Raw genomic sequence first — 20,281 nt, 5'->3', positions numbered from 1 at the left:
GGCTCGGATGGAAGCCGTGTGGAAGCGACGTCAAAGTGCCGTGCACCCGCGCAGGCGCCCTACTGCCGGGCGAGCGAGGCGTCGTGCTCCGGGTCTGCAGCCTCCGCCGCGCCCCGGCGCAAGCCCGGCGCGAGCAGCAGGGTCGCGGCCAGCGAGAGCGCCGCAGTCACCACGATGCCGGTGGTGGGGGTGGTCAGCTCGGCGACCGCTCCGGCCACCAGCGCACCCACTCCCTGCATGGCCAGCATTCCGGAGCTGTGCAGCCCCAGCGCCTGCCCGCTCAGTTCGTCCGAAGTGAGTGCCATCAGCCGGTCCTGCAGAAGCAGCCCTGCCGCGTACCCGAAGGTGGCGACCGTCACCAGCACCAGAGCGAGCGGCAGCGACGGACGTACCGCGAAGAGGAGGTACGGGGCAGCGAGGAGCACACACAGCGGGACGGCCAGCCGGTCCCGCCACCCGGGCGGCAGGAACCTGCCCACCAAGGTGTCCCCGACCAGCATTCCGACCGCCCCGAACGCGAAGAGGAGGCCGGCGTCGCCCGGCGAGTACGGGACGTAGAGCGCCTCCACGCCGACGATCAGGCCGTTCGGCACCCACAGCGCGAGGTACACGTACCGCCGGGGCACTGAGGACCAGAGTTTCGTGTTGGCACGCCAGGTCTCGGCGACCGATGCCCTTCCCGTGCCGCGGGGCGGGCGGCTGCCGAGCCCGGCCCGCGCCACCACGGCGGCGAGCAGGTACAGCGCGGCGGACAGAAGAAGGGTGCCGCGCGCCGAGACCAGTGCCACCAGCACACCACCGAGCGCGAAGCCGCAGATCTGGATGATGCCGACCGACATGTTGAGGACGGACCGCCCGAGCAGATAGCCGTCCCGCGTCAGGACCTCGTTCAGCAGCCCGTACCGCACTCCACCGCTGACCGACCCGACGATGCCGAGCCCCAGGAGCACCACGAACACCGCCCAGATCGGCAGCCCGGGAATCGCCTGCAGTGCTGTGCCTGCGCCGAAGAGCAGACTGAGGGCCGTGAGGGCGGCCCGCGGCGGCAGCCGGTCCGCCGCGGACAGCACGGTCGCCGCCCCCACCAGCTGGGCGAGCGCCGGACCGAACATCGCCAGCGAGGACAGCAACGCGGAGTCCGTCTGTCTGAACACCAAGATTCCCAGGGCCAGTCCGCTCATCGTCTGGGCCGCTGTCTGCGCGGCCGAGACTGCGAAGAGCGGGGTGAACTCCTGGGTACGGAACAGTTCCCGATAGGTACGCATGGCACTGAGTCTCTTCGCCGTGATCGACGGGCGGTTAAAGTTTCGCAGGGAGGCGAAACCAATGAGCTGGTGGCAGGTCGACGCGGACACCCTTGCGGGCGGGCGGTTCGTCATCTCGCCACTGGCCGAGGTGCTCGCCGGCCTCAAGACCCTGCACCGCGGCAGCGCGGCGCACATCGGCGAGCAGCAGTGGCTCGACGCCCATCTCCCCGGCTACCGGGATCGCCTGGCCCGTGACCGGGTCACGGCGGCCCTGGTCCGTGCCGCGCTGGGCCGCAGGTGGAACGCGACCTTCCTCACTCCCACACCCCTCGGCGACGGCGAGGCCACGTTCGCCCAGGAACTGGAGCAGATCCGTAGCACGCCGCCCGCCGCCGTCCGCGCCGATCTGACGGAGTCCCTGAACGGCTCGCTGCCCGCCCTGCTGCGCCGCGACGACCTCGCCGATCGGTGTGCGGACCTGCTGGAGTGGGTGTGGTCGGAGGCCGTCCAGCCCTCCTGGCCACGACGCCGGCGGATCGTCGAGGCCGACATCGTCGCCCGCACCACGCGGCTGGGCGTCCACGGTTGGGCCACGGCCTTGAGCGAGATGCGTCCGGGAATGCGCTGGCTCGGGGAGGACCGCCTGCAGACCACTGTCTGTGACAGCCCTCCCCTGGAGCTCTCCGGGGTACAGCTGATGTTCGTCCCGGTCACCCTGGACCAGAGCTGGGTCTGCTGGGACGTCCCGGCCGTCGACCGCCCGGACGCGCCCCCGCGGTACGCGATCGTCTACCCCTGCTCGGGCGTTCTGGCGGACGGGGACCGCGAACCGGCGCCCGAGGCCCTTGCCGCCCTGCTCGGGGCCGCCCGGGCCGAAATCCTCACCTTGCTCGACGCCCCGAAGACCACCACCCAGCTGGTGGCCCTCACCGGCCAGCCGCTGGGCTCGGTGGGCCGGCACCTGAAGATCCTGTTCGAGGCCCGCTTGACCCACCGCCGACGCGCGGGCCGTTCCGTCCTCTATTACCTCACCTCGGCGGGGCAGGTCCTCGTGGGAGCACAGCGCGCCGGTCTCGGCGGTCCGTGACGGGCCGCACGCCCTGCTCTACGCCCCGCTGTGTCCTGACGCCGAAGACCGCGCCGCGGCCGGGCCCCGCCCACGGGAAACGCCTTCCTGCGCCCGGTCGCTCCCACCGCTTCCCGCTCCTGCCCGGCCCCTGCCGCCCCGCCCCGGCGGTTCGGCGGCGGCGGGGTGGGGCGGCGGGGGCGGGCGGGTCAGAGGCGGCAGGCGTGGATGGCCGTGGTGAGGATCGCCCGGGCGCCCAGGGCGTAGAGGCCGTCCATGATCTGCTGCGCCTCCTTGGCCGGGACCATCGCCCGGACGGCCACCCAGCCCTCGTTGTGCAGCGGGGAGACCGTGGGCGCTTCGAGGCCGGGGGTGAGGGCGACCGCGTCCTCCAGGTGCTCGGCCCGGCAGTCGTAGTCCATCATCACGTAGGAGCCGGCCACCAGGACGCCCTTGAGGCGCCGCAGGAACTGCCGCGCCCTCGGATCGTCGGTGCCCGGGCGCCGGACGAGGACGGCCTCCGATTCCATGATGGGCTCGCCGACCACTTCGAGACCGGCGTTGCGCAGCGAGGTCCCGGTCTCCACCACGTCCGCGACGACCTGGGCCACGCCCAGCTCGACGGCGGTCTCCACCGCGCCGTCGAGGTGGACGACCGTGGCCTGGATCCCGCTGTTCGCAAGGTGCTTGGCCACGATGTTCTCGTACGAGGTGGCGATCGTCATGCCGTCGAAGTCGGCCGCGCTCCGCGCCGATCCGGGCCTGACCGCGTAGCGGAACGTGGAGCGGGCGAAGCCGAGCGCCAGTACCTCCTCGGCGTGGGCGCCCGACTCCACGAGCAGATCGCGGCCGGTGATGCCGAGGTCGAGCCGTCCCGCGCTGACGTACACGGCGATGTCGCGCGGGCGGAGGTAGAAGAACTCGACCTGGTTTCCGGGATCGACCGTGACGAGCTCCTTGGCCTCCTTGCGCTGCCGGTAGCCGGCCTCCTTCAGCATGGCCGAGGCCCGCTCGGACAAGGAGCCCTTGTTGGGAACCGCGATCCGTAACATCCGTCAAAGCTCCTTGTACGAGGGCGACGAGGGCGGGCTGTGCGGGGAGTCGGGGTAGGGCTCGAAGGTCAGGACCCCGGCCGCCTCCGCGCCGCTGGAGGCGTTGATCGCCGACGCGGACCTCGGCGGGGCCTGGCGCAGGAAGGTCCCGGCGAAGCGGCCGCCGAAGACCAGGGGGGCCAGGACCACCTCGCGCCCGGCCGGGTCGGCTCCGGGCACCTCGACGACGGCGGGTCGCAGCCGGCGCTGGAGGACGTAGGTCTCGTGCGGGTCGGCGAGGCGCTCCTCCAGCAGGGCGCGCCACTGCCCGTCGTCCCGGGTGAATCCGAAGGCGAGGTCCTTGCCCCCGTAGGCCGAGGCGGGTTTGCAGATGAGCTCCTCGCGCTCGGCGAGCGCCCGGTCGAGGGCGTCCGCGCGCAGCCGGAACGTCTCGGGGACGTGCGCCCGCGCCAGTCGCCGTTCCCCGTCGCTCAGGAGGTGGTCGAACTCCGGCTCGGTGAGCAGGGCCAGGTTGGCCTTGTTGTCGTGCAGGGCCGTGGCCGGGGCTCCGATGAAGTCGAGCTTCTCGGCGACGTCGAGCTCCATCAGCCTGCGGGTGAGGGCGGGCGGGACGTACTTCTTGGTCTCGTGCCAGGTGTACATGGTGACGACCACGTCGACCTGCCGGCCCTCGAAGAACGCGCCGTCCTCGTCGAGTTCGAGGTCGGTGACGAGGCCGCAGCTGATCTCGTAACCGCCCGCGCGGATCATGTCCACGAAGAAGCGCCGGCCCGAGTCGGAGTCCGCCGGGTTCGCGATCGCCTCGAACACGTGGAGCGGGCGCTCCGTGTCGTGTTCGCGCAGGAGGCCGACGAACATGTCCAGCCAGACGTGCGAGGTGGCGGCCGCTGCGGGGGTGAGGCCGCGCGTCGCGAGGAAGCGGGCGTAGTCCGAGTCGAGGCTGGCCTCGGTGTACGGGGCGATCGTGCTCATGCCGCCCATCGGCGTGGAGACGTTGAGTTCGACGAGCTGGAGTCCGTCGTCGGTCACCACCAGGTCGGGCCGCATGACGGCCGTGGCCGCGCGGCCCGTCCGGGGGTGGCGCAGCGCGCTGATCATCAGGTCCGCGTCCTCGGCGGGGATGCCGAGGTAGCCGGCCCAGGCCTCCAGGTCCTCGCCGAAGACGCGGCGGGGGAAGTCCGAGACCAGCTCGGCGAGGCGCAGGCCGAGGTCGGTGACCTCGTCGGCGGCGGCCCCGCGGAAGACGACGGGCGGGTACGCGTGGACCCAGCCCGGGCGGTGGAGCCGCTTCTGGAACCGTTCCTTGTCCGCTTCGGCCGCGCCGGTGGCGGCGAACTCCGTCCAGGCGGCGGTGGCCCGGGGGTCGAGCGAGGACCAAGTGCTCACGAGATCTTCCCGGCGGCGCGGAGGGCGGCGAGCACGGCGTTGACGGTCTCGGAGGACTGGTCGACGCCGGTGGCCCGGAAGGAGTAGTTGAGCCCGCCCGGGTTCACCAGGTTGAACTCCATGATGTACGGGTACGCCATGTCGATGCCGGAGTAGAAGATGCCCAGGTCCATCATGCGCTTGCCGAGGGCCCGTACGAACTCGTCCTCCTCCGGGGTCAGCGTCAGGCCCTCGAACTTGGTGCCGAGCGTGACGTTGGCACGGTCGTCGTTGTCGAAGTGGAAGCGGCGGAACCCGCAGACCGGCAAGGAGCCGGCGATGATCACGCGCTTCTCGTTGCTGCGGACGTTGGGGATGTACTCCTGCACGGCCGTGTACCGCTTGGAGAGCCCGATGATGTTGCGGCTGTACATCTCGTAGCGCGGCACGGCGTTGCCGGTGGCGGCCTGGAGCAGGGCGGGGCGGTTGCGCTCGTTCTTGTTGACGAAGTACACGCCCGCGCCGCAGCCCTCGTTGGTCGGCTTGAGCACCCAGGTGCGGTTCTCGTCGGACTCGACCAGCTGCGTGAGGTACTCGAAGTCGTTCGACACGTACGAGGCGGGCAGGTGTTCCGCGGGGACGGCCGCGCCCAGGGTGATCTTGGAGTTGAGGTAGAAGAGGGCCGAGGCGTCGTTGACGAACGGGACGCGCTGGTTGAGCAGCCACAGCAGCTGGAAGGAGTCGGCGAGCGCCTCGGGGTGGGTGCCGGTGAGGACCCAGACCAGGTCGAAGTCCTCGGCGGAGGCGTAGGACTCGCTCAGGGCCGGGAAGTCGTGGCCGGTCAGGTACTCCTCGCTGAGCCGCACCCGGTCGACGACCACGGTGTTGTCGTGCAGGCAGAGGGTGTCGATGTCCCCGATGTGGACGTCGTGCCCCTCCCGGTGGAGGGCACTCGGAATGATCGAGTGGTTGTCGAGCCGGAATTTCGCCGCCTCGGAGACGAGGACCAGGATCTTGTACGACATGGGAAGTGCCTTTCGGGCGCTGACGTGTTGGCGTGCGGGTAGGAGGGGGGGTGCGGAGCGGGCGCCGGGAGGCTCAGCGGCCGGCGGTGAGGGTGCGTACGGCGAGGGCGAGCCGGCTCTCCAGCTCCTCGCGGTCGGCGCCGGAGGCGACCACGAAGCCGTGCCGGTCCCCGGACCGGTGTACCTCCGGGGGGAGTTGGCCCGCCGGTACGGCGACGCTGACCTCGGTGACCCCCGGCAGGGCGGCGACCTCCGCGATCTCCGCGTCGGTGACCGTGAGCGGCACCGTGCGGTCGAAGCCGACGTAGCGGATCCCGGCGACGCGGTCGCGGGTGGGGGTGCTCGGGACGGGCAGGCCGAGGAGGTCCGCCATCGCCTGCTCGAAGACGTTCTCGCCGAGCGCCAGGTCCAGCATGTCGCTGAGGCGGTCGCCCCCGGGGCGGCCGTGCGACTCGATGAGGCGGGGGCCCTTGGCCGTGAGCATGACCTCGGTGTGCGAGGGGCCCGAGCGGTAGCCCGCCGCGTCCAGGGTCGCGGTGACCAGGGCGGCGACGGCCTCCTCGTCCTGCGGGTCGAGCCGTACGGGCAGCGTGTGGCCGGTCTCGACGAATCCGGGGGCGCCGGTGGTCGCCTTCTCCGTGATCGCGAGGACCCGGTGGCCGGCGGACGTGCTCATCGCCTCCACGCTGTACTCGGTCCCCACGAGGAACTCCTCGACGATGTGCGGGGTGGTGAAGTCCAGTGATTCCAGGTGGCTTTCGAGCTCGTCCGGACCGGCGAGGCGGCGCACCCCGGCGCTGCCGGTGCCGTCGGCGGGCTTCACGATGCAGGGGTAGCCGATGCTGTCGACGGCCGGCCGGATCCCGCTCTTCTCCGTGCACAGGACGTACGCGACGGGGGCGCCGGCCCGGTCGCCGACCGCGGAGCGCAGCTTCGCCTTGTCCTTGAACGCCTCCAGCGCCTCGGGCGGGTTGCCGGGCCAGCCGAGGCGCCGGTTGACCAGCGCGGCGACGGAGCAGCCGAGTTCACCGAAGCCGAAGCAGCTGACGGGGGCGGGCAGGTCCAGGGCGCGCAGTCGCTCGACGAGGTCCTCGGGGTCGGTCGTCCACGGGGAGTGGAAGGCCGGTCCGGTTCCGTCCTCGGGCAGCGGCCGGCCCGGTTCGGGGACGGTCACGGTGGCGACCCCCAGCTTCCGGGCCGCTGCCAGGACGTGGCTGCGGGGGTTGAGCAGCACGGCGGTGGGCTGTGTGTCAGACATGGCGCGTACGCACTTTCGGTAGGAGGAGACAGATCGCCGCGGCGGCGAGGGAGGAGCCGACGAGCAGCAGCCACACCTCGCTGCCGCCCCGTGCGCTCTGCAGCAGGTAGCCCCCCGCGCTGGAGCCGAAGAGGCTGCCCAGGGCCCCGGCGGCGCTCATGGTGCCGAGCGCGAGTCCGGTGCGCCGGGTGGCGGCGGCACTGACCGCCTGCTCGTCGAGGCTGGGGCCGATCAGCATCTCCGCCAGCGTGACCGGCACCACGAAGGCGAGCAGCGAGTACCACCCGGCCAGCGGTATCAGCGTGGCGTAGGCGCAGGCGAAGGCGAGGAAGCCGAGGACCAGCAGGGTGCGGGCGGTGGCCCGGCGGAACACGTGGCGCAGCAGGGTGTACTGGAACAGCACGACGAGCAGCCCGTTGGCGGTGAAGACCACCGAGATCGCGGCGGCGCTGCCGGTCATCTCGTTCGCGGTGATGGGGAGCAGGACGTTGAGCTGGCTGTAGATCGCCCAGTACGCGACCCCCAGCCCGCACAGGGGCAGCCACTGGCGCAGCGTCCACGGTGCGGCGGGGGCGCCGTCCGCCGCCGGGGCGGGGGCCCGCCCCGCGGCGGGCCGTGACCGGGAGGCCGTCACGGACCGTCGCAGGACCAGGCAGGTGCCGAGGACGACGTGCGAGAGCACGCAGGCCGCCAGGATCCAGCCGAACCCGAGCGGGTACACCGCGGCGCCCAGCGCGGGCCCGGCCACGACGCCGACGTTCACGAACGTCGAGCGCAGCGCGAGCATCGTGCGCGGATCGGCGCCCTCCTGCGAGACGAGCAGCGTCTTGGTCGACAGGCCCAGCAGGGAGCCGCCGACGCCGACGGCCGCGATCCCGGCCACGAGCGGCGCCGGGGCCCCGGCGCCGCCGAGTCCGAGCAGTACGTAGCCGAGGACGCGCAGCAGGAAGCCGGCGGCCATCACCCGGCGGGCGCCGAACCGGTCGACCAGCAGCCCGGTCAGGAGCGAGAACGCCTGGCCGGAGAAGGCGAGCAGGCCGACGAGGAAGCCGGTGCGGCCCGCCGGTATGCCCTGCGCCGTCAGCTCTATGGCCAGCAGCGGCAGGAACATGAAGGTGGTCAGGCCGGTGAAGAGCACCGCGACCAGCAGGAGGCGCGCGGTGGGGGACGCCTCTCGCCAGGCGTTCACGGCGCGGGGAGCCGGGCGGGTCCGTCGGCATCGATCAGGTGGTCCAGGATCCACTCCTCGACCTGGAGCAGGCGCTGCTCCACCTCGGCGGTGTCGGCGCCGCGGACCAGGGCGAAACAGAGGTTGGAGGTGCTGTTCTGTGCCACGGCGCCGAGCGCGAGCTGCTCGTTGACCTGGTAGTGCTCGACCCAGTCGAACGGGAGGCTCTGCGGTGCGCGCACCGGGCGGCCCTGGGGGACGATGCCGATGGAGCCGCGCAGTTCGGCGGGCGGTGTGCTCGGCGCGGGGTCCACGGGCAGGCCGCAGGAGAGCCGGAGCCAGGTGGTGTGCAGGTCCAGGCCGTAGGTGAGGCGGGTGAGGGCGGGGATGCGGGAGCCGCCGACGCGCGAGGCGATCTCGCAGAGCACGAACTCGTCCTCGGGCGTGCGGAACACCTCCAGGTGGTAGGCGCCGACCTCGGGGGTGTCGAACGCTTCGAGGACCCGGTCGAGGAACTCCTCCAGCCGCCGCGAGAGCTTGCCGGCGGGGTCGAGCTGGAGGGAGCCGTTGTTCTGGCCGGAGAGCACGCCGAGGCAGTCGCGCAGGTAACGGGAGGAGGCCACGAACCGGTAGCCGGGGGCCAGGATCGCGTCGACGTGGTAGATCTCGCCGTCGACGAAGTCCTCGACCATGAGGTCCTCGCGCCAGTGGCGGCGGCTGAAGGCCATCAGGTCGTCCTCGTCGCGCAGTACGACGATGTCGCGCGAACCGCCCTGGCTGACCGGCTTGACGACGACCGGGTAGTCGTTGTCGGCGATGAACCGGGTGAGGTCGACGATCGTCGTCAGCCGGGCGTAGCGCGGGGTGGCCACCGTACGGCCCGCGGTCTGCTTCATGACGACCTTGTCGCGGAACTGCCGGGCGCTGCGCGCCGACTGGCCGGGGATGCCGAGGTCCTCCCGGATGCGCGCGGCCCGTTCGAGGTCGTACTCGTTGTCGGTGATGATGTGGGCGAAGCGCCGGGTCCGCGCCAGCCGGCGGATGCGCAGCTCGGCGTAGGGGACGAACTCGCAGTCCTCCACGTGCTCGTAGGAGCCGAGGCCCGCCGTGTGCGCGAGGGGGTTGTGGCTGAAGACGTGGAGCCCGTTCGCCAGCTCGTGGAGCATGGCCGGATAGTCGTGCTGGGCGCCATAATTGATGATGGCGACATCGGTCATGGTGCGGCCTCTGATTCTCTTACGGGGGAATTCGGCGATCCAGGGTCGGCCGTGCGGGCATTCAGCCCTGCAGGGCGAGCACCGGGAGGTCGTCCTGGACGCTGTACGGCCGTCGGCCCCAGTTCATCGTGCACCAGGGTCCGGTCATCTCCTCCAGTGCGGAAATGACCACGGGCCGGTACTCCGGGTCCTCGACGAGCGGTCCGTCGGGCGGGAAGACCTGCTTGATGTAGCGGTGTCCGGGGTCGGCGGCCATGAAGACGACGGGGCCGCCGGAGGGTTCGGTCGAGCGGATGTACCGGGCGGCCTGCCAGCCGGCGCCGGCGGACAGTCCGGCGAAGACGCCCGTGGTGGAGAGCAGGTGGCGGCAGCCCGCGGCCGACACGTCGAAGTCCACCCAGTGGATGTCGTCGTAGGCGCTGTAGTCGATGTTGTCGAAGCGGATGCCGCTGCCGATCCCGGCGATGATGAACCCGTCGAGCGGGAAGTTCTCGGAGCCGAAGGAGCGGCTGCCGAACGGCTGGATCCCCGCCACCCGGACGTTGGGGCACGACGCCCGCAGGAAGCGGCTCATCGCGCTGGTCGACGCGCCGGTGCCGACGCCGCCGACCAGGGTCATCTCGGCCCAGCCCAGCTCCTTGAGGAGCAGTTCCGCGACGTGTTCGTAGCCGGCGTAGTGCACGTCGTCGTGGTACTGCTGCATCCAGTACGCGTCCGGGTTGCGGCGGAGGTAGTCGTGCACGAGGCGGACCCGGGCCTCCTGGTCGTGCTGGAGGTTGGCCCCGCCGCCGCCGACCTGGTCGTAGGTGGCGCCGAGGTACTTGAGCTGCGTCTTGATCCCGTCGTCGACCGCGACGGACGCGAAGACGTGGCACTTCAGTCCCAGTTCCCGGCAGACCAGGGCGAGCGCGTGGCCGTAGATGCCGCTGGAGCTGTCGACGAGCGTCTGCCCGGGCCGGATCACCCCGCGCGCCAGCAGCTCCTTGACCGCACGGTAGACCGAGGTCACCTTCATGACCTCGAACCGGAGGACATATATGCCGTCGCCGAGATCTATCAGATCCGGTTGTGCCATTTTCTCCGTGAATGACGAGAACACCGAACTCCCTGCCTCCTTCCTCTTTTTGCTGTGGGCCTACTGATGCCCAGCAAAAATGGGACCGGTGGCTACCGGATCGATCCCGGACCATTCCCGGGGACCGGGAACGAAACGGGAACGGATCATGGCTGAATCGGAGCCCCGCAGCCGCTGCCGCCGCCCCTACGGCCGCCGCCCCGCCGCCCCACCACCCCGAGGAGGGCTCCCGTGACATCCGAAGCCGCGCCGGACGAACCGCGCACCGAGCGTGCGGACGTGGCCGGGGCCCACCGGATCGTGGTCAAGATCGGCTCGTCCTCGCTCACCTCGGCCTCGGGACGGCTCGATCCCGCCCGGCCGGCCGCCCTGGTCGAGGTGCTGGCCGGGCTGCACCGGCGGGGCAAGAGCGTCGTCCTGGTCTCCTCGGGCGCCGTCGCGGCGGGACTCGCGCCGCTGGGACTGACCACGCGGCCGACCGAGCTGTCCGAGCAGCAGGCGGCGGCCAGCGTCGGCCAGGGGCTGCTCATGGGGACGTACGGTGCGGAGTTCGGCCGGTACGGCATCCAGGTGGGCCAGGTCCTGCTGACGGCCGGGGACGTCACCCGCCGCGACCACTACCACAACGCCCGGCGCACCCTGAAGAAGCTGATGCTCCTGGGGATCGTGCCGGTCGTCAACGAGAACGACGTCGTCGCCACCCACGAGGTCCGCTTCGGCGACAACGACCGGCTCGCGGCCCTGGTCGCCGAGTTGATCGGCGCGGACCTGCTCGTCCTCCTCTCCGACGTGGAGGCGCTGTACGACGGGGACCCGCTGGTCCCCGGCACCCGACCGATCTCCGAGGTCCGCGGACCCGGCGACCTCGCCGGGATCCGTACGGGCACCCCGGGGCGCTCGGGATTCGGTACGGGCGGCATGGGGGCCAAGGTCCAGGCGGCGATGACCGCCGCGAGCGCCGGGATCCCCGTCGTACTGGCCGCCGCCGGGCAGGCCGCACGGGCGCTGGCGGGCGCGGGGACGGGCACGTACTTCCACGCGGCCCGGCAGCGCCCCGCCGAGCAGTTGTTCTGGCTCGCCCACGCCACGGAGCCGCAGGGCAGGATCGTCCTCGACGCCGGCGCCGTGCGGGACGTGCGCGAGCACGGTCGGCCCGTGCTGTGGAGCGGAGTCACCGCCGTCGAGGGGCAGTTCGGTGCGGGAGACCCGGTGGACCTCGCCGACGGGGCGGGCAGGCCGGTTGCGCGCGGGCTCGCCCGGCTGGCCTCCGGCGACCTGATCCGGCTGCTCGCCGGGTTCCCCCCACCGCGGGACGGGGCCGCGGCCGTGGCCTGCCCCGAGGTCGTCGGCGCGCAGGACGTGGCCCTGTTCGCGGCGCACGCGTACGCGGGGACGGCTACGGGCTGACCGGTCCGGGCGGCCCCTTCTTCTCTTCGTCACTTCCACCACGAAGGAGCAAGTCATGACGTCCAAGGTCGCCGTGCTCGGCGCGGGCAAGATGGGCGAGGCCCTCCTCGGCGGCCTGCTGCGTTCCGGCTGGCCGGCCCCGGAGCTCGCGGTCACCTGCCGCCGCAAGAAGCGGGCCGCGGAGATCGAGGCGCGTCACGGGGTGGCTCCGATGGGCAACACGGAGGCCGCCGCCTGGGCCGATGTACTGATCCTCGCGGTGAAACCGCAGGACATGGGCGCGCTGCTGGCGGAGATCGCCCCCGCGATCGCCCCCGGGACCCTGCTGATCAGTGTGGCGGCCGGGCTCCCCACCGCCTTCTTCGAGGAACGGGTCCCGGCCGGGGTCGCGGTGGTGCGGGCGATGCCCAACACGGCGGTGCTGGTCGACGAGGGGATGACCGTGCTCTCCGGCGGCGGCCACGCCTCGCAGCAGCACGTGGAGCAGGCCGCGGAGCTGTTCCGCGGCGTCGGTCACACCCTCACCGTGCCCGAGGCCCAGCAGGACGCCGCGACGGCCCTGTCGGGGTCGGGACCCGCCTACTTCTACTTCCTCGTCGAGGCGATGACCGACGCGGGCGTCCTGCTGGGGCTTCCGAGGGACAAGGCGCACGAGCTCGTCGTCCGCAGCTCCATGGGCGCCTCGGTCATGCTGCGCGACTCCGGTACGCACCCGGTGGAGCTGCGCGAGGCGGTCACCTCACCGGCGGGGACCACCATCAGCGCGGTGCGGGAGCTGGAACGGCACGGCGTACGGGCCGCCCTGATGGCGGCCCTGGAGGCCGCCCGCGACCGCAGCAGCGAGCTGGCGGCCTCCTACGCGTGACCGTACGGCCGGGCCGGACCGCGTCAGGACGGGAGCCACGTCCGCCACGTGGCCTCGTTCTCCTTCACCCAGCGGGCGGCCGCCTCCTGCGGCGCCAGCTTCTCCTCGGCGATCATCAGCGAGACGTCGTTCTGCATCTCGGTCGTCCAGCGGAACTTCTTCAGGAAGGCGGCGGCGTCGCCCCCGCCGTCCGCGAAGCGGGCGTTGAGGAACTTCCGCAGGGGCGTGTGCGGGTACGCGCAGGCCACCTTCTCCGTGTCGGCGTCGCAGCCCTCCTGGTGCTCGGGCAGCTTCACCTCCGTCATCGGGACCTTCTCGAAGAGCCACTGGGGCTTGTACCAGTAGGTCAGGAACGGCTTCTTCTCCTTGGCGAACTGCTTGATCTGCGTGATCTGCGCCGCCTCGGAACCCGCGAAGACGACCTGGTAGTCCAGGCCCAGGTTCTTCACGAGCGCCTTGTCGTTCGTCACGTAGGAGGGGGAGCCGTCCATCAGCTGGCCCTTGCCGCCGCTCTCCGCGGTCCGGAAGTCGTTGGCGTACTTGTTCAGGTTCTTCCAGTCGGTGACGTCCGGGTGCTGCTCGGCGAAGTACGTCGGCACGAACCAGCCGATGTGGCCGGTCACTCCGAGCTCGCCGCCCGGCTTGATCGTCGCCTTGTCCTCGACGTACCGCTTCTCCTGATCGGGGTGGCCCCAGTCCTCCAGGATGGCGTCCACCCGGCCCTGGCTGAGCGCGTCCCAGGCGGGCACCTCGTCGATCTGGACGGTGTCCACCCGGTAGCCGAGCTCGTGCTCCAGCAGGTACTGGGCGACGGCCACGTTGGCCTGCGCGCCCACCCACGACTGCACGGACAGGGTCACCGTGCGGGAGCCCTTCGCGTCGGCGTACGGGGAGGCCTGGCGGGTCATGTCGGCGGCGCCGCAGCCGGTGAGGGCCGTCAGGGCGACGGTGGCGGCGGTGGCGGTGGCCGCGAGTGCGGCGAGGCGGGTGCGAGCCATCTCAGGCCCCCTTTCCGGCGAGGTCGCGGCGGTGCGTGGGCTGGGTGACGCGGTCGAGCATCAGGCCGAGGCACACGATCGCGGCGCCCGCGACCAGACCGGTCGCCAGGTCGCCCTGGGCGAGGCCGAAGACCGCGTCGTAGCCGAGCGCACCACCGCCCACGAGGCCGCCGATGACGACCACGGCGAGGACCAGCACCACGCCCTGGTTGACGGCCAGCAGGAGCGCGGGCCGGGCCAGCGGCAGCTGGACCTGGAGCAGTTGCTGGCGCCCCGTCGCGCCCAGCGAGCGCGAGGACTCCAGGGCGGCCGGGTTCACCGCGCGCACGCCCTGGGCCGTGATGCGTACCACCGCGGGCAGCGCGTAGACCACGGCGGCGGCGACCGCCGGGGCGCGGCCCACGCCGAACAGGGCGACGACGGGGATGAGGTAGACGAACTGCGGCATCGTCTGGAAGACGTCGAGGACCGGGCGCAGCGCGCGCCCCAGGCGGCTGCTGCGGGCCGCGGCGACGCCGAGTCCGACCCCGAGCAGCAGGGTCACGGCGACGGCGGCCAGCACCTGGGACAGGGTGTCGAGGGCCGGGTCCCAGACGCCGAGCACGCCGATCGCGGCCATGGCGAGGACCGCGGTCGCGGCGGTGCGCCAGGTGCCGATGAGCAGGGCGAGGGCGCCGACGGCCAGCAGCACGGCCCACCAGGGCAGCCACTGCAGTCCGTGGCGCAGCGGGTTGAGGACCCAGGTGGTGAAGTGGCCGGCCCAGTCGGCGGTGCCGCCGATGACGGGCACGCCGGAGTACAGGTGGGCGGTCATCCAGTCGACGGCCCGGTTGACGGGTTCGGCGATGTCCACCGTCCACCCGTCGGGCCACGAGAGCCGGTCGGCGAGGCGCCCGCCGACGGCGACGGCGGCGGTCACCGCGGCGGCGACGGCCCAGCCGAGCCGGGACCGCCCGGCCTCGGCCGCGCCGATCCGCTCCCCCGCGGCGGCGGTGACCCGGTCCAGGACGACGGCGAGCAGCACGATCGGCACGCCGGCGGCGAGCGCTGCGCCGACGTCCACGGAGGCCAGCGCCTGGTAGACGCGGTCGCCGAGGCCGCCCGCGCCGATGACGGACGCGATCACGGCCATGCCCAGCGCCATCATGATCGACTGGTTGACGCCGAGCAGCAGTTCCTTGCGGGCCAGCGGAAGGCGGGCCGTCAGCAGCCGCTGCCGGCCGGTGGCCCCGAGGGAGGTGGCGGCCTCCACGACGCCGGCGTCGGCGCCGCGCAGTCCGAGTGCGGTCAGGCGCGCCATGGGCGGGGCGGCGTAGACGACGGTCGCGAGGACGGCGGCGGGCACACCGATGCCGAAGACCAGCACGACGGGCAGGAGGTACGCGAAGGCAGGCAGCACCTGCATGGTGTCCAGGACCGGCCGCAGGACGCGGTGCATACGGTCGGATAGCCCCGCGACCAGCCCGAGGAAGCCTCCGAGCAGTACGGACGCGAAGACGGCCACCACCATCAGGGCGAGCGTCTGCATGGTCGGCACCCACATGCCGAGCAGTCCGCACACGGCGAAGGCGGCGAGGGAGGTCAGCGCCAGGCGGACGCCCGCGACGCGCCAGGCCACCAGCCCGGCGGCGGCGGTGACGCCGGCCCAGCCGAGAGCGAGCAGCAGCAGGTACACCGCGCGGACGGACACGACCACGAGGTTGCTGACGTGGCCGAGGAAGTAGAGGAACAGCGGGTGGCCGTCGCGGTTGTCGACGATCCAGTCGCTGGCGCGCTCCAGCGGTCCGGACAGGTCGACGGCGAGGGCGGCCGGCCAGCTGCCGCCGCCCAGGAGTACGGATCCCAGGACGAGGCCGAGGGCAGCGCCCGCGCCGATCAGGTGGCGGCGGTGGCGCGCGAGGGCGCGTAGGGCCGAGGGGCGTGCGTCGCCTGCGGTGACGGAGCCCCTGGCGGTGGCGGGGGTGGCGGTGGCGGTCATCGGCTCCACCGCCCCTCGGAGGCGGCCGAGGCCGCGGTGGCGCACGTGGCCGCGGTGGCGGACGTGGCCTCGGTGGCCACCGCGTCCGTGGTGGCGGACGTGACGGCGGTGGCGCCCGGCGGCGGCCAGGTCGTATGGGCGTACATCAGGCCACCGCCTTCCGGGCCGCGGCCGGTACCCCGGCGACGACACCGAGCAGTCCGGCGTGGTCGACCACGCCGAGGCAGCGGCCGTCCTCGACGACCCGCGCGTTCTCGCCCGTACGGGCGACGGCCTCGATGGCCTCGTGGACGGTGGCGCCGGGATCCAGCGCGGGGCCGCTCCCGCCCTCGCCGGCGAGCGCGGGGCGCATCGCCGAGCGGACGGTCAGCACCTGTTCGCGCGGCACGTCCCGGACGAAGTCCCTGACGTAGTCGTCGGCCGGGTCGCCCACGATCTCCTCCGGCGTACCCAGCTGCACGATCCGCCCGTCGCGCATCAGCGCGATGCGGTCGCCGAGCTTCAGGGCCTCGCTCAGGTCGTGCGTGATGAAGACCATCGTGCGCCCCTCCTCGCGGTGCAGGCGTACGACCTCCTCCTGCATGTCCCGCCGGATGAGCGGGTCCAGCGCACTGAACGGCTCGTCGAACAGGAGGACTTCGGGGTCGACGGCGAGGGCGCGGGCCAGGCCCACGCGCTGCTGCTGGCCGCCGGACAACTGGGCCGGTCGGCGCTGCTCCATGCCGTCGAGGCCGACCTTGGCGACGAACTCGGCCGCCCGCTCGCGCCGTTCGCCGCGTCCCACCCCCTGGATCTCCAGCCCGTAGGCGATGTTGTCGAGCACCGTGCGGTGCGGCAGCAGCCCGAAGTGCTGGAAGACCATCGCCGCCCGGTGCCGGCGCAGCTCGCGGAGCCGGCCGGTGTCCATGGACAGCACGTCCTCACCGTCGATGGAGATCGTGCCCGAGGTCGGCTCGATGAGCCGGGTCAGGCAGCGTACGAGCGTCGACTTGCCCGAGCCCGACAGGCCCATGACGACGAAGACCTCGCCCTTGTGCACGTCGAAGGAGACGTCGCGGACGGCGGCCGTGCAGCCGGTGCGCTCGCGCAGCTCGGCCGCGCCGAGGGCGCCGAGCTCCGGGTCGGCGGGCACGCGGTCGGCCTTCGGACCGAAGACCTTCCACAGGTCGCGTACGGAGAAGACGGGCTGTGCGGGGGTGGTGGCGGTGCGCGGAGCGTTCATCGGGTGGTACCTCCCAGCAGGTCGGCGCATTTCTCGCCGACCATGAGGACGCCGATCATCGGGTTCACGGCGGTCATGGTGGGGAAAACGGACGCGTCGGCGATCCGGATGCCGTCGAGGCCCCGGATGCGCAGGTCGGGGGCGACGACGGCGAGTTCGTCGTCGACGGCGCCCATCCGGCAGGTGCCGGCGGGGTGGTAGACGGTGTGCGCGACGTGGCGCGCGTACGCGCTGAGCTCCTCGTCGGAGGTCACCTCAGGACCGGGGCACACCTCGCGCTTCAGCCATCCGGCCAGCGGCTCGCTCTCGGCGATCTTCCGGGCGATGCGGATGCCGTCGACGAGGGTCCGGCCGTCGTAGTCGTCCTCGTCGGTGAAGTACCGGAAGTCGAGCGCGGGCTTGTCCTCGGGGTCGGCGCTCGTCAGGTAGAGCCGGCCGCGGCTGCGCGGCTTGGGGATGTTCGGGGTCATCGACACGCCGTGCGCGGGCCGTTCGTAGCCGATGCGCTCGGGGTTGTCGGTGAAGGGGACCTGGTAGAAGTGGAACATCAGGTCCGGCCCCTCGGATCCGGGATCCCGGCGGACGAACAGTCCGGCGTCGGAGTCCATCGCGGAGTTCTCCGGGATCGGTCCGTGCGTCTCCCAGACGATGACCGACTCGGGGTGGTCGAGCAGGTTCTCCCCGACGCCCGGCAGGTCGTGCACGACGGGGATGCCCAGCTTCTCCAGGTCGGCGCGCGGCCCGATGCCCGAGTGCAGCAGCAGGCGCGGGGTGTCCACGGCCCCGGCGCACACCAGGACCTCGCGCCGGGCGCGCACGACGTGCTCCGCGCCCTCCTTGGTGCGGATGTGCACGCCGGTGGCACGCGTGCCCTCCAGCTCCAGCCGGAAAGCCCAGGTCTCCAGGGCGATGTGCAGGTTGGGCCGGTCCAGGAACGGGTGCAGGTAGGCGACGGACGCGGAGGACCGCTTGTTGTTCTCCGGGTGGTACGCGAGGTCGAAGAAGCCGGCGCCCTCGTGGAAGGGGGCCTTGTTGAAGCCCTCGACGCGCGGGACGCCGAGCGCGGTCCGCGCCGCGTCGACGAAGTCCCGGGCGATCGCGTTCCGGTCGGCCTCGGCCACGGGGACGATGTTGTTGCGCAGCCGGGCGAAGTAGGGGTCCATGGCCGCCGCGTCCCAGCCCTCGGCACCGGCCGCGGCCCACTCGTCCCAGTCGGAGGGGAGCGGCTTGAAGGCGATGAGGGTGTTGTGCGAGGAGCAGCCGCCCAGGACCCGCGCACGGCTGTGCCGGATGTACGAGTTGCCCCGGGGCTGCTCGGTGGTGGGGTAGTCGTAGTCGAGCTCGCCCCCGAGCAGGCCCATCCAGCGGCGCAGGGTGAGGACGTCGTCGCGGCCGACGTCACTGGGGCCGCCCTCGATGACGGCGACGCTGACGTCGGGGTCCTCGGTCAGCCTGGAGGCGATCACCGAGCCGGCGGTGCCGCCGCCGACGACGACGTAGTCGTACACGTGCCGGTCGTCCGCGCGGTCGTCGATGCGGTCGTTCGTGCGGTCGTTGACGCGGTCGTTCATGCCTGGTCCTTCTCCGCCGCGCCCGCGAACCAGCGCACGGGGCGCGGGGCGAGGTTCTGGTAGATGTGCTTGGCCTCGCGGTACTCGCCGAGGCCGCCCGGGCCCAGTTCGCGTCCGATGCCGGACTTGCCGAAGCCGCCCCACTCCGCCTGCGGCAGGTAGGGGTGGAAGTCGTTGATCCAGACGGTGCCGTGGCGCAGCGCGGCCGCGACCCGCCGGGCCCGGTCCCCGTCGGAGGTCCACACCGCTCCGGCGAGGCCGTACTCGGTGTCGTTGGCGAGCGCGACGGCCTCCTCCTCGGTGCGGAAGGTCTCCACGGTGAGGACCGGGCCGAAGACCTCCTCGCGGACGACCCGCATGCCGCGGTGGCAGCGGTCCAGGACCGTGGGCCGGAAGAAGTAGCCGGGGCCGGCCGGCTTCTCGCCGCCCGCGCGCAGGACCGCGCCCTCGGCGAGGGCGGAGGCCACGTACTCCTCGGTCCGCGCCAGCTGGGCCGCGGACACCAGCGGTCCGCACTCGACGCCCTCGTCGGTGCCGCGCCCCAGCCGGATCAGCTGGGCCCGGCGGGCGAGCTCGGCGACGAAGCGGTCGCGCAGCGGCTCCTCGACGATGAGGCGGGAGCCCGCGGAGCAGACCTGACCGCTGTGGATGAAGGCGGCGTTGAGCGCCTGGTCCACGGCGGTGTCGAACGCCTCGGGCGTGGAACAGGCGTCGGCGAAGACGACGTTGGGGTTCTTGCCGCCGAGTTCGAGGGCGACCTTCTTCACGCTGTCGGCGGCCGCCCGGGCGACCTTCGTACCGCTGACGAGACCGCCCGTGAACGAGATGAGGTCGACGTCGGGGTGTTCGGCGAGCCGGGCGCCGACCGTCCCGCCGGGGCCGGTGACGACGTTGGCCGCGCCGAGCGGCAGTCCGGCCTCCAGGAGCAGCTCCACCAGTACGACGGTGGTCAGCGGGGTGATCTCGCTCGGCTTGATCACGCACGTGTTGCCGGCGGCCAGGGCGGGCGCGATCTTCCAGCTGGCCTGGAGCACCGGATAGTTCCACGGCGTGATCAGGGCGCAGACCCCGACCGGCTCGTGCACGACGACGCTGCGGATCTCGTCCGAACCGGCGTCGACGACGCGTGCGCCGTCCTCGTTCGCGACGAGGTCGGCGAAGTACAGGAAGGCGTCGCGGACGCAGTCGACGTCGACGCGGCCCTCCTCCAGCGTCTTGCCCGCGTCCTGGCTCTCCAGGGCACCGATCCGCTCGCGGTCGCGCTCCAGCAGGGCGGCCACCCGCCGCAGCAGTGCGGCCCGCTCGGCGACCGGTGTGCGCGGCCAGGCACCGTCGTCGAACGCGGCGCGCGCAGCGGCCACGGCTTCGTCGGTGTCCTGGACGCCGCCTTCGGCCACGACCGCGAAGGCGGTCGCGTCGACGGGGTCGATGATCTCGCGGGTGGCGCCGGAGAGGGCCGCGCGCCACTCTCCGCCCACATGGATGCTCTGTTGTGCTGCGGTCACGTTGCGTATTGCCTTTCGTCCTCTGATCCCCCTGCCGGGTGGCACCGACACGAACCGCCCGGTTGCCCGGGCTCCCGAAATCCATGCGCAATGCATTGCGGAGAGTGTTCTTGTTCACGCTCGAAGGCAGGGCAAAAGCGGACATGTAAGGCAGGTTGCAGGGTGGGGAATTCAGAGGAGCCGCAGCCACCTCGGGCCATCACACAGAGTGAGGCGAGTCGTTCGGGTCACACTGCGTGAAGTGACGGCCCGCCTACCGGGC

17 protein-coding genes are annotated in these 20,281 nt (G+C 72.3%); 3 read left to right on the top strand and 14 right to left on the bottom strand.

Features of this window, described 5'->3' with window-relative positions; translation table 11 throughout:
- Positions 1-59: 59 nt before the first annotated feature.
- Positions 60-1,265 (bottom strand): MFS transporter, encoded by a 1,206-nt coding sequence (locus tag CP980_RS28875; RefSeq protein WP_150529386.1) that lies wholly within the window; start codon positions 1,263-1,265, stop codon positions 60-62.
- Between the two features lie 61 nt (positions 1,266-1,326).
- Here CP980_RS28875 and CP980_RS28870 point away from each other — a divergent pair, with 61 nt between their 5' ends.
- Positions 1,327-2,334: a winged helix-turn-helix domain-containing protein gene (locus tag CP980_RS28870; RefSeq protein WP_150529385.1), complete on the top strand. Its 1,008-nt coding sequence runs from the start codon at positions 1,327-1,329 to the stop codon at positions 2,332-2,334.
- A 188-nt stretch (positions 2,335-2,522) separates the two neighbouring features.
- On the opposite strand, the gene hisG is transcribed toward CP980_RS28870, so the two are convergent.
- The 7 genes from hisG to CP980_RS28835 form a co-directional block, all read right to left on the bottom strand.
- Positions 2,523-3,365: an ATP phosphoribosyltransferase gene (hisG, locus tag CP980_RS28865; protein ID WP_150529384.1), complete on the bottom strand. Its 843-nt coding sequence runs from the start codon at positions 3,363-3,365 to the stop codon at positions 2,523-2,525.
- Between the two features lie 3 nt (positions 3,366-3,368).
- A complete protein-coding gene (locus CP980_RS28860) occupies positions 3,369-4,751 on the bottom strand; it encodes a circularly permuted type 2 ATP-grasp protein (RefSeq protein WP_150529383.1) in 1,383 nt (460 codons plus the stop codon).
- A complete protein-coding gene (locus tag CP980_RS28855; protein WP_150529382.1) occupies positions 4,748-5,755 on the bottom strand; it encodes an ATP-grasp domain-containing protein in 1,008 nt (335 codons plus the stop codon). The genes CP980_RS28860 and CP980_RS28855 overlap by 4 nt, the downstream gene beginning before the upstream one ends.
- Before the next feature lie 73 nt (positions 5,756-5,828).
- The gene (locus CP980_RS28850; RefSeq protein ID WP_150529381.1) at positions 5,829-7,013 is read right to left on the bottom strand and encodes an ATP-grasp domain-containing protein; all 1,185 of its coding nucleotides are present in this window, start codon (positions 7,011-7,013) and stop codon (positions 5,829-5,831) included.
- Positions 7,006-8,202: an MFS transporter gene (locus tag CP980_RS28845; RefSeq protein ID WP_132758774.1), complete on the bottom strand. Its 1,197-nt coding sequence runs from the start codon at positions 8,200-8,202 to the stop codon at positions 7,006-7,008. The genes CP980_RS28850 and CP980_RS28845 overlap by 8 nt, the downstream gene beginning before the upstream one ends.
- Positions 8,199-9,398: an ATP-grasp domain-containing protein gene (locus tag CP980_RS28840; RefSeq protein WP_150529380.1), complete on the bottom strand. Its 1,200-nt coding sequence runs from the start codon at positions 9,396-9,398 to the stop codon at positions 8,199-8,201. The genes CP980_RS28845 and CP980_RS28840 overlap by 4 nt, the downstream gene beginning before the upstream one ends.
- Positions 9,399-9,459: 61 nt before the next feature.
- On the bottom strand, positions 9,460-10,473 hold the full coding sequence (locus CP980_RS28835) for a pyridoxal-phosphate dependent enzyme (protein ID WP_123515614.1): 1,014 nt from the start codon (positions 10,471-10,473) through the stop codon (positions 9,460-9,462).
- A gap of 231 nt (positions 10,474-10,704) precedes the next feature.
- Between CP980_RS28835 and proB the strand changes: the two genes are divergently transcribed.
- Positions 10,705-11,880: a glutamate 5-kinase gene (proB, locus tag CP980_RS28830; RefSeq protein ID WP_229906976.1), complete on the top strand. Its 1,176-nt coding sequence runs from the start codon at positions 10,705-10,707 to the stop codon at positions 11,878-11,880.
- Between the two features lie 55 nt (positions 11,881-11,935).
- Entirely contained in the window at positions 11,936-12,745 is an 810-nt protein-coding gene (proC, locus tag CP980_RS28825) for a pyrroline-5-carboxylate reductase (RefSeq protein ID WP_132758772.1), read from the top strand.
- 23 nt (positions 12,746-12,768) lie between these two features.
- Here proC and CP980_RS28820 read toward each other — a convergent pair whose 3' ends face one another.
- Genes CP980_RS28820 through CP980_RS28800 form a run of 6 tightly spaced genes read right to left on the bottom strand, consistent with a single transcriptional unit; the run spans position 12,769 to position 20,019 of the window.
- Positions 12,769-13,743, bottom strand: coding sequence for an ABC transporter substrate-binding protein (locus CP980_RS28820; RefSeq protein WP_132758771.1), 975 nt, complete (start codon positions 13,741-13,743; stop codon positions 12,769-12,771).
- 1 nt (position 13,744) lies between these two features.
- The gene (locus CP980_RS28815; RefSeq protein WP_150529379.1) at positions 13,745-15,721 is read right to left on the bottom strand and encodes an ABC transporter permease subunit; all 1,977 of its coding nucleotides are present in this window, start codon (positions 15,719-15,721) and stop codon (positions 13,745-13,747) included.
- Positions 15,718-15,867 (bottom strand): hypothetical protein, encoded by a 150-nt coding sequence (locus CP980_RS35295; RefSeq protein WP_167535890.1) that lies wholly within the window; start codon positions 15,865-15,867, stop codon positions 15,718-15,720. The genes CP980_RS28815 and CP980_RS35295 overlap by 4 nt, the downstream gene beginning before the upstream one ends.
- On the bottom strand, positions 15,867-16,943 hold the full coding sequence (locus tag CP980_RS28810; protein WP_150529378.1) for a quaternary amine ABC transporter ATP-binding protein: 1,077 nt from the start codon (positions 16,941-16,943) through the stop codon (positions 15,867-15,869). The genes CP980_RS35295 and CP980_RS28810 overlap by 1 nt, the downstream gene beginning before the upstream one ends.
- The gene (locus CP980_RS28805) at positions 16,940-18,514 is read right to left on the bottom strand and encodes a GMC family oxidoreductase (RefSeq protein ID WP_229906975.1); all 1,575 of its coding nucleotides are present in this window, start codon (positions 18,512-18,514) and stop codon (positions 16,940-16,942) included. Before CP980_RS28805 ends, CP980_RS28810 begins: the two co-directional genes overlap by 4 nt.
- A complete protein-coding gene (locus CP980_RS28800; protein ID WP_167535889.1) occupies positions 18,511-20,019 on the bottom strand; it encodes an aldehyde dehydrogenase family protein in 1,509 nt (502 codons plus the stop codon). The genes CP980_RS28805 and CP980_RS28800 overlap by 4 nt, the downstream gene beginning before the upstream one ends.
- Between the last annotated feature and the right edge of the window lie 262 nt (positions 20,020-20,281).

The sequence above is a fragment of the Streptomyces vinaceus genome, assembly GCF_008704935.1.
Classification (GTDB): domain Bacteria; phylum Actinomycetota; class Actinomycetes; order Streptomycetales; family Streptomycetaceae; genus Streptomyces; species Streptomyces vinaceus.
Note: the sequence above shows the minus strand (reverse complement) of the source record. Positions and strands in the feature narration are given on the sequence as shown.

What these genes read in the sequence shown, in the direction of transcription:
- CP980_RS28810 (WP_150529378.1), bottom strand. Translation starts at nt 16,943, where the DNA reads ATGAACGCTCCGCGCACCGCCACCACCCCCGCACAGCCCGTCTTCTCC.
- CP980_RS28850 (WP_150529381.1), bottom strand. Translation starts at nt 7,013, where the DNA reads ATGTCTGACACACAGCCCACCGCCGTGCTGCTCAACCCCCGCAGCCAC.
- CP980_RS28875 (WP_150529386.1), bottom strand. Translation starts at nt 1,265, where the DNA reads ATGCGTACCTATCGGGAACTGTTCCGTACCCAGGAGTTCACCCCGCTC.
- proC (WP_132758772.1), top strand. Translation starts at nt 11,936, where the DNA reads ATGACGTCCAAGGTCGCCGTGCTCGGCGCGGGCAAGATGGGCGAGGCC.
- hisG (WP_150529384.1), bottom strand. Translation starts at nt 3,365, where the DNA reads ATGTTACGGATCGCGGTTCCCAACAAGGGCTCCTTGTCCGAGCGGGCC.
- CP980_RS28820 (WP_132758771.1), bottom strand. Translation starts at nt 13,743, where the DNA reads ATGGCTCGCACCCGCCTCGCCGCACTCGCGGCCACCGCCACCGCCGCC.
- CP980_RS28870 (WP_150529385.1), top strand. Translation starts at nt 1,327, where the DNA reads ATGAGCTGGTGGCAGGTCGACGCGGACACCCTTGCGGGCGGGCGGTTC.
- CP980_RS28805 (WP_229906975.1), bottom strand. Translation starts at nt 18,514, where the DNA reads ATGAACGACCGCGTCAACGACCGCACGAACGACCGCATCGACGACCGC.
- CP980_RS28835 (WP_123515614.1), bottom strand. Translation starts at nt 10,473, where the DNA reads ATGGCACAACCGGATCTGATAGATCTCGGCGACGGCATATATGTCCTC.
- CP980_RS35295 (WP_167535890.1), bottom strand. Translation starts at nt 15,867, where the DNA reads ATGTACGCCCATACGACCTGGCCGCCGCCGGGCGCCACCGCCGTCACG.
- CP980_RS28815 (WP_150529379.1), bottom strand. Translation starts at nt 15,721, where the DNA reads ATGACCGCCACCGCCACCCCCGCCACCGCCAGGGGCTCCGTCACCGCA.
- CP980_RS28855 (WP_150529382.1), bottom strand. Translation starts at nt 5,755, where the DNA reads ATGTCGTACAAGATCCTGGTCCTCGTCTCCGAGGCGGCGAAATTCCGG.
- CP980_RS28840 (WP_150529380.1), bottom strand. Translation starts at nt 9,398, where the DNA reads ATGACCGATGTCGCCATCATCAATTATGGCGCCCAGCACGACTATCCG.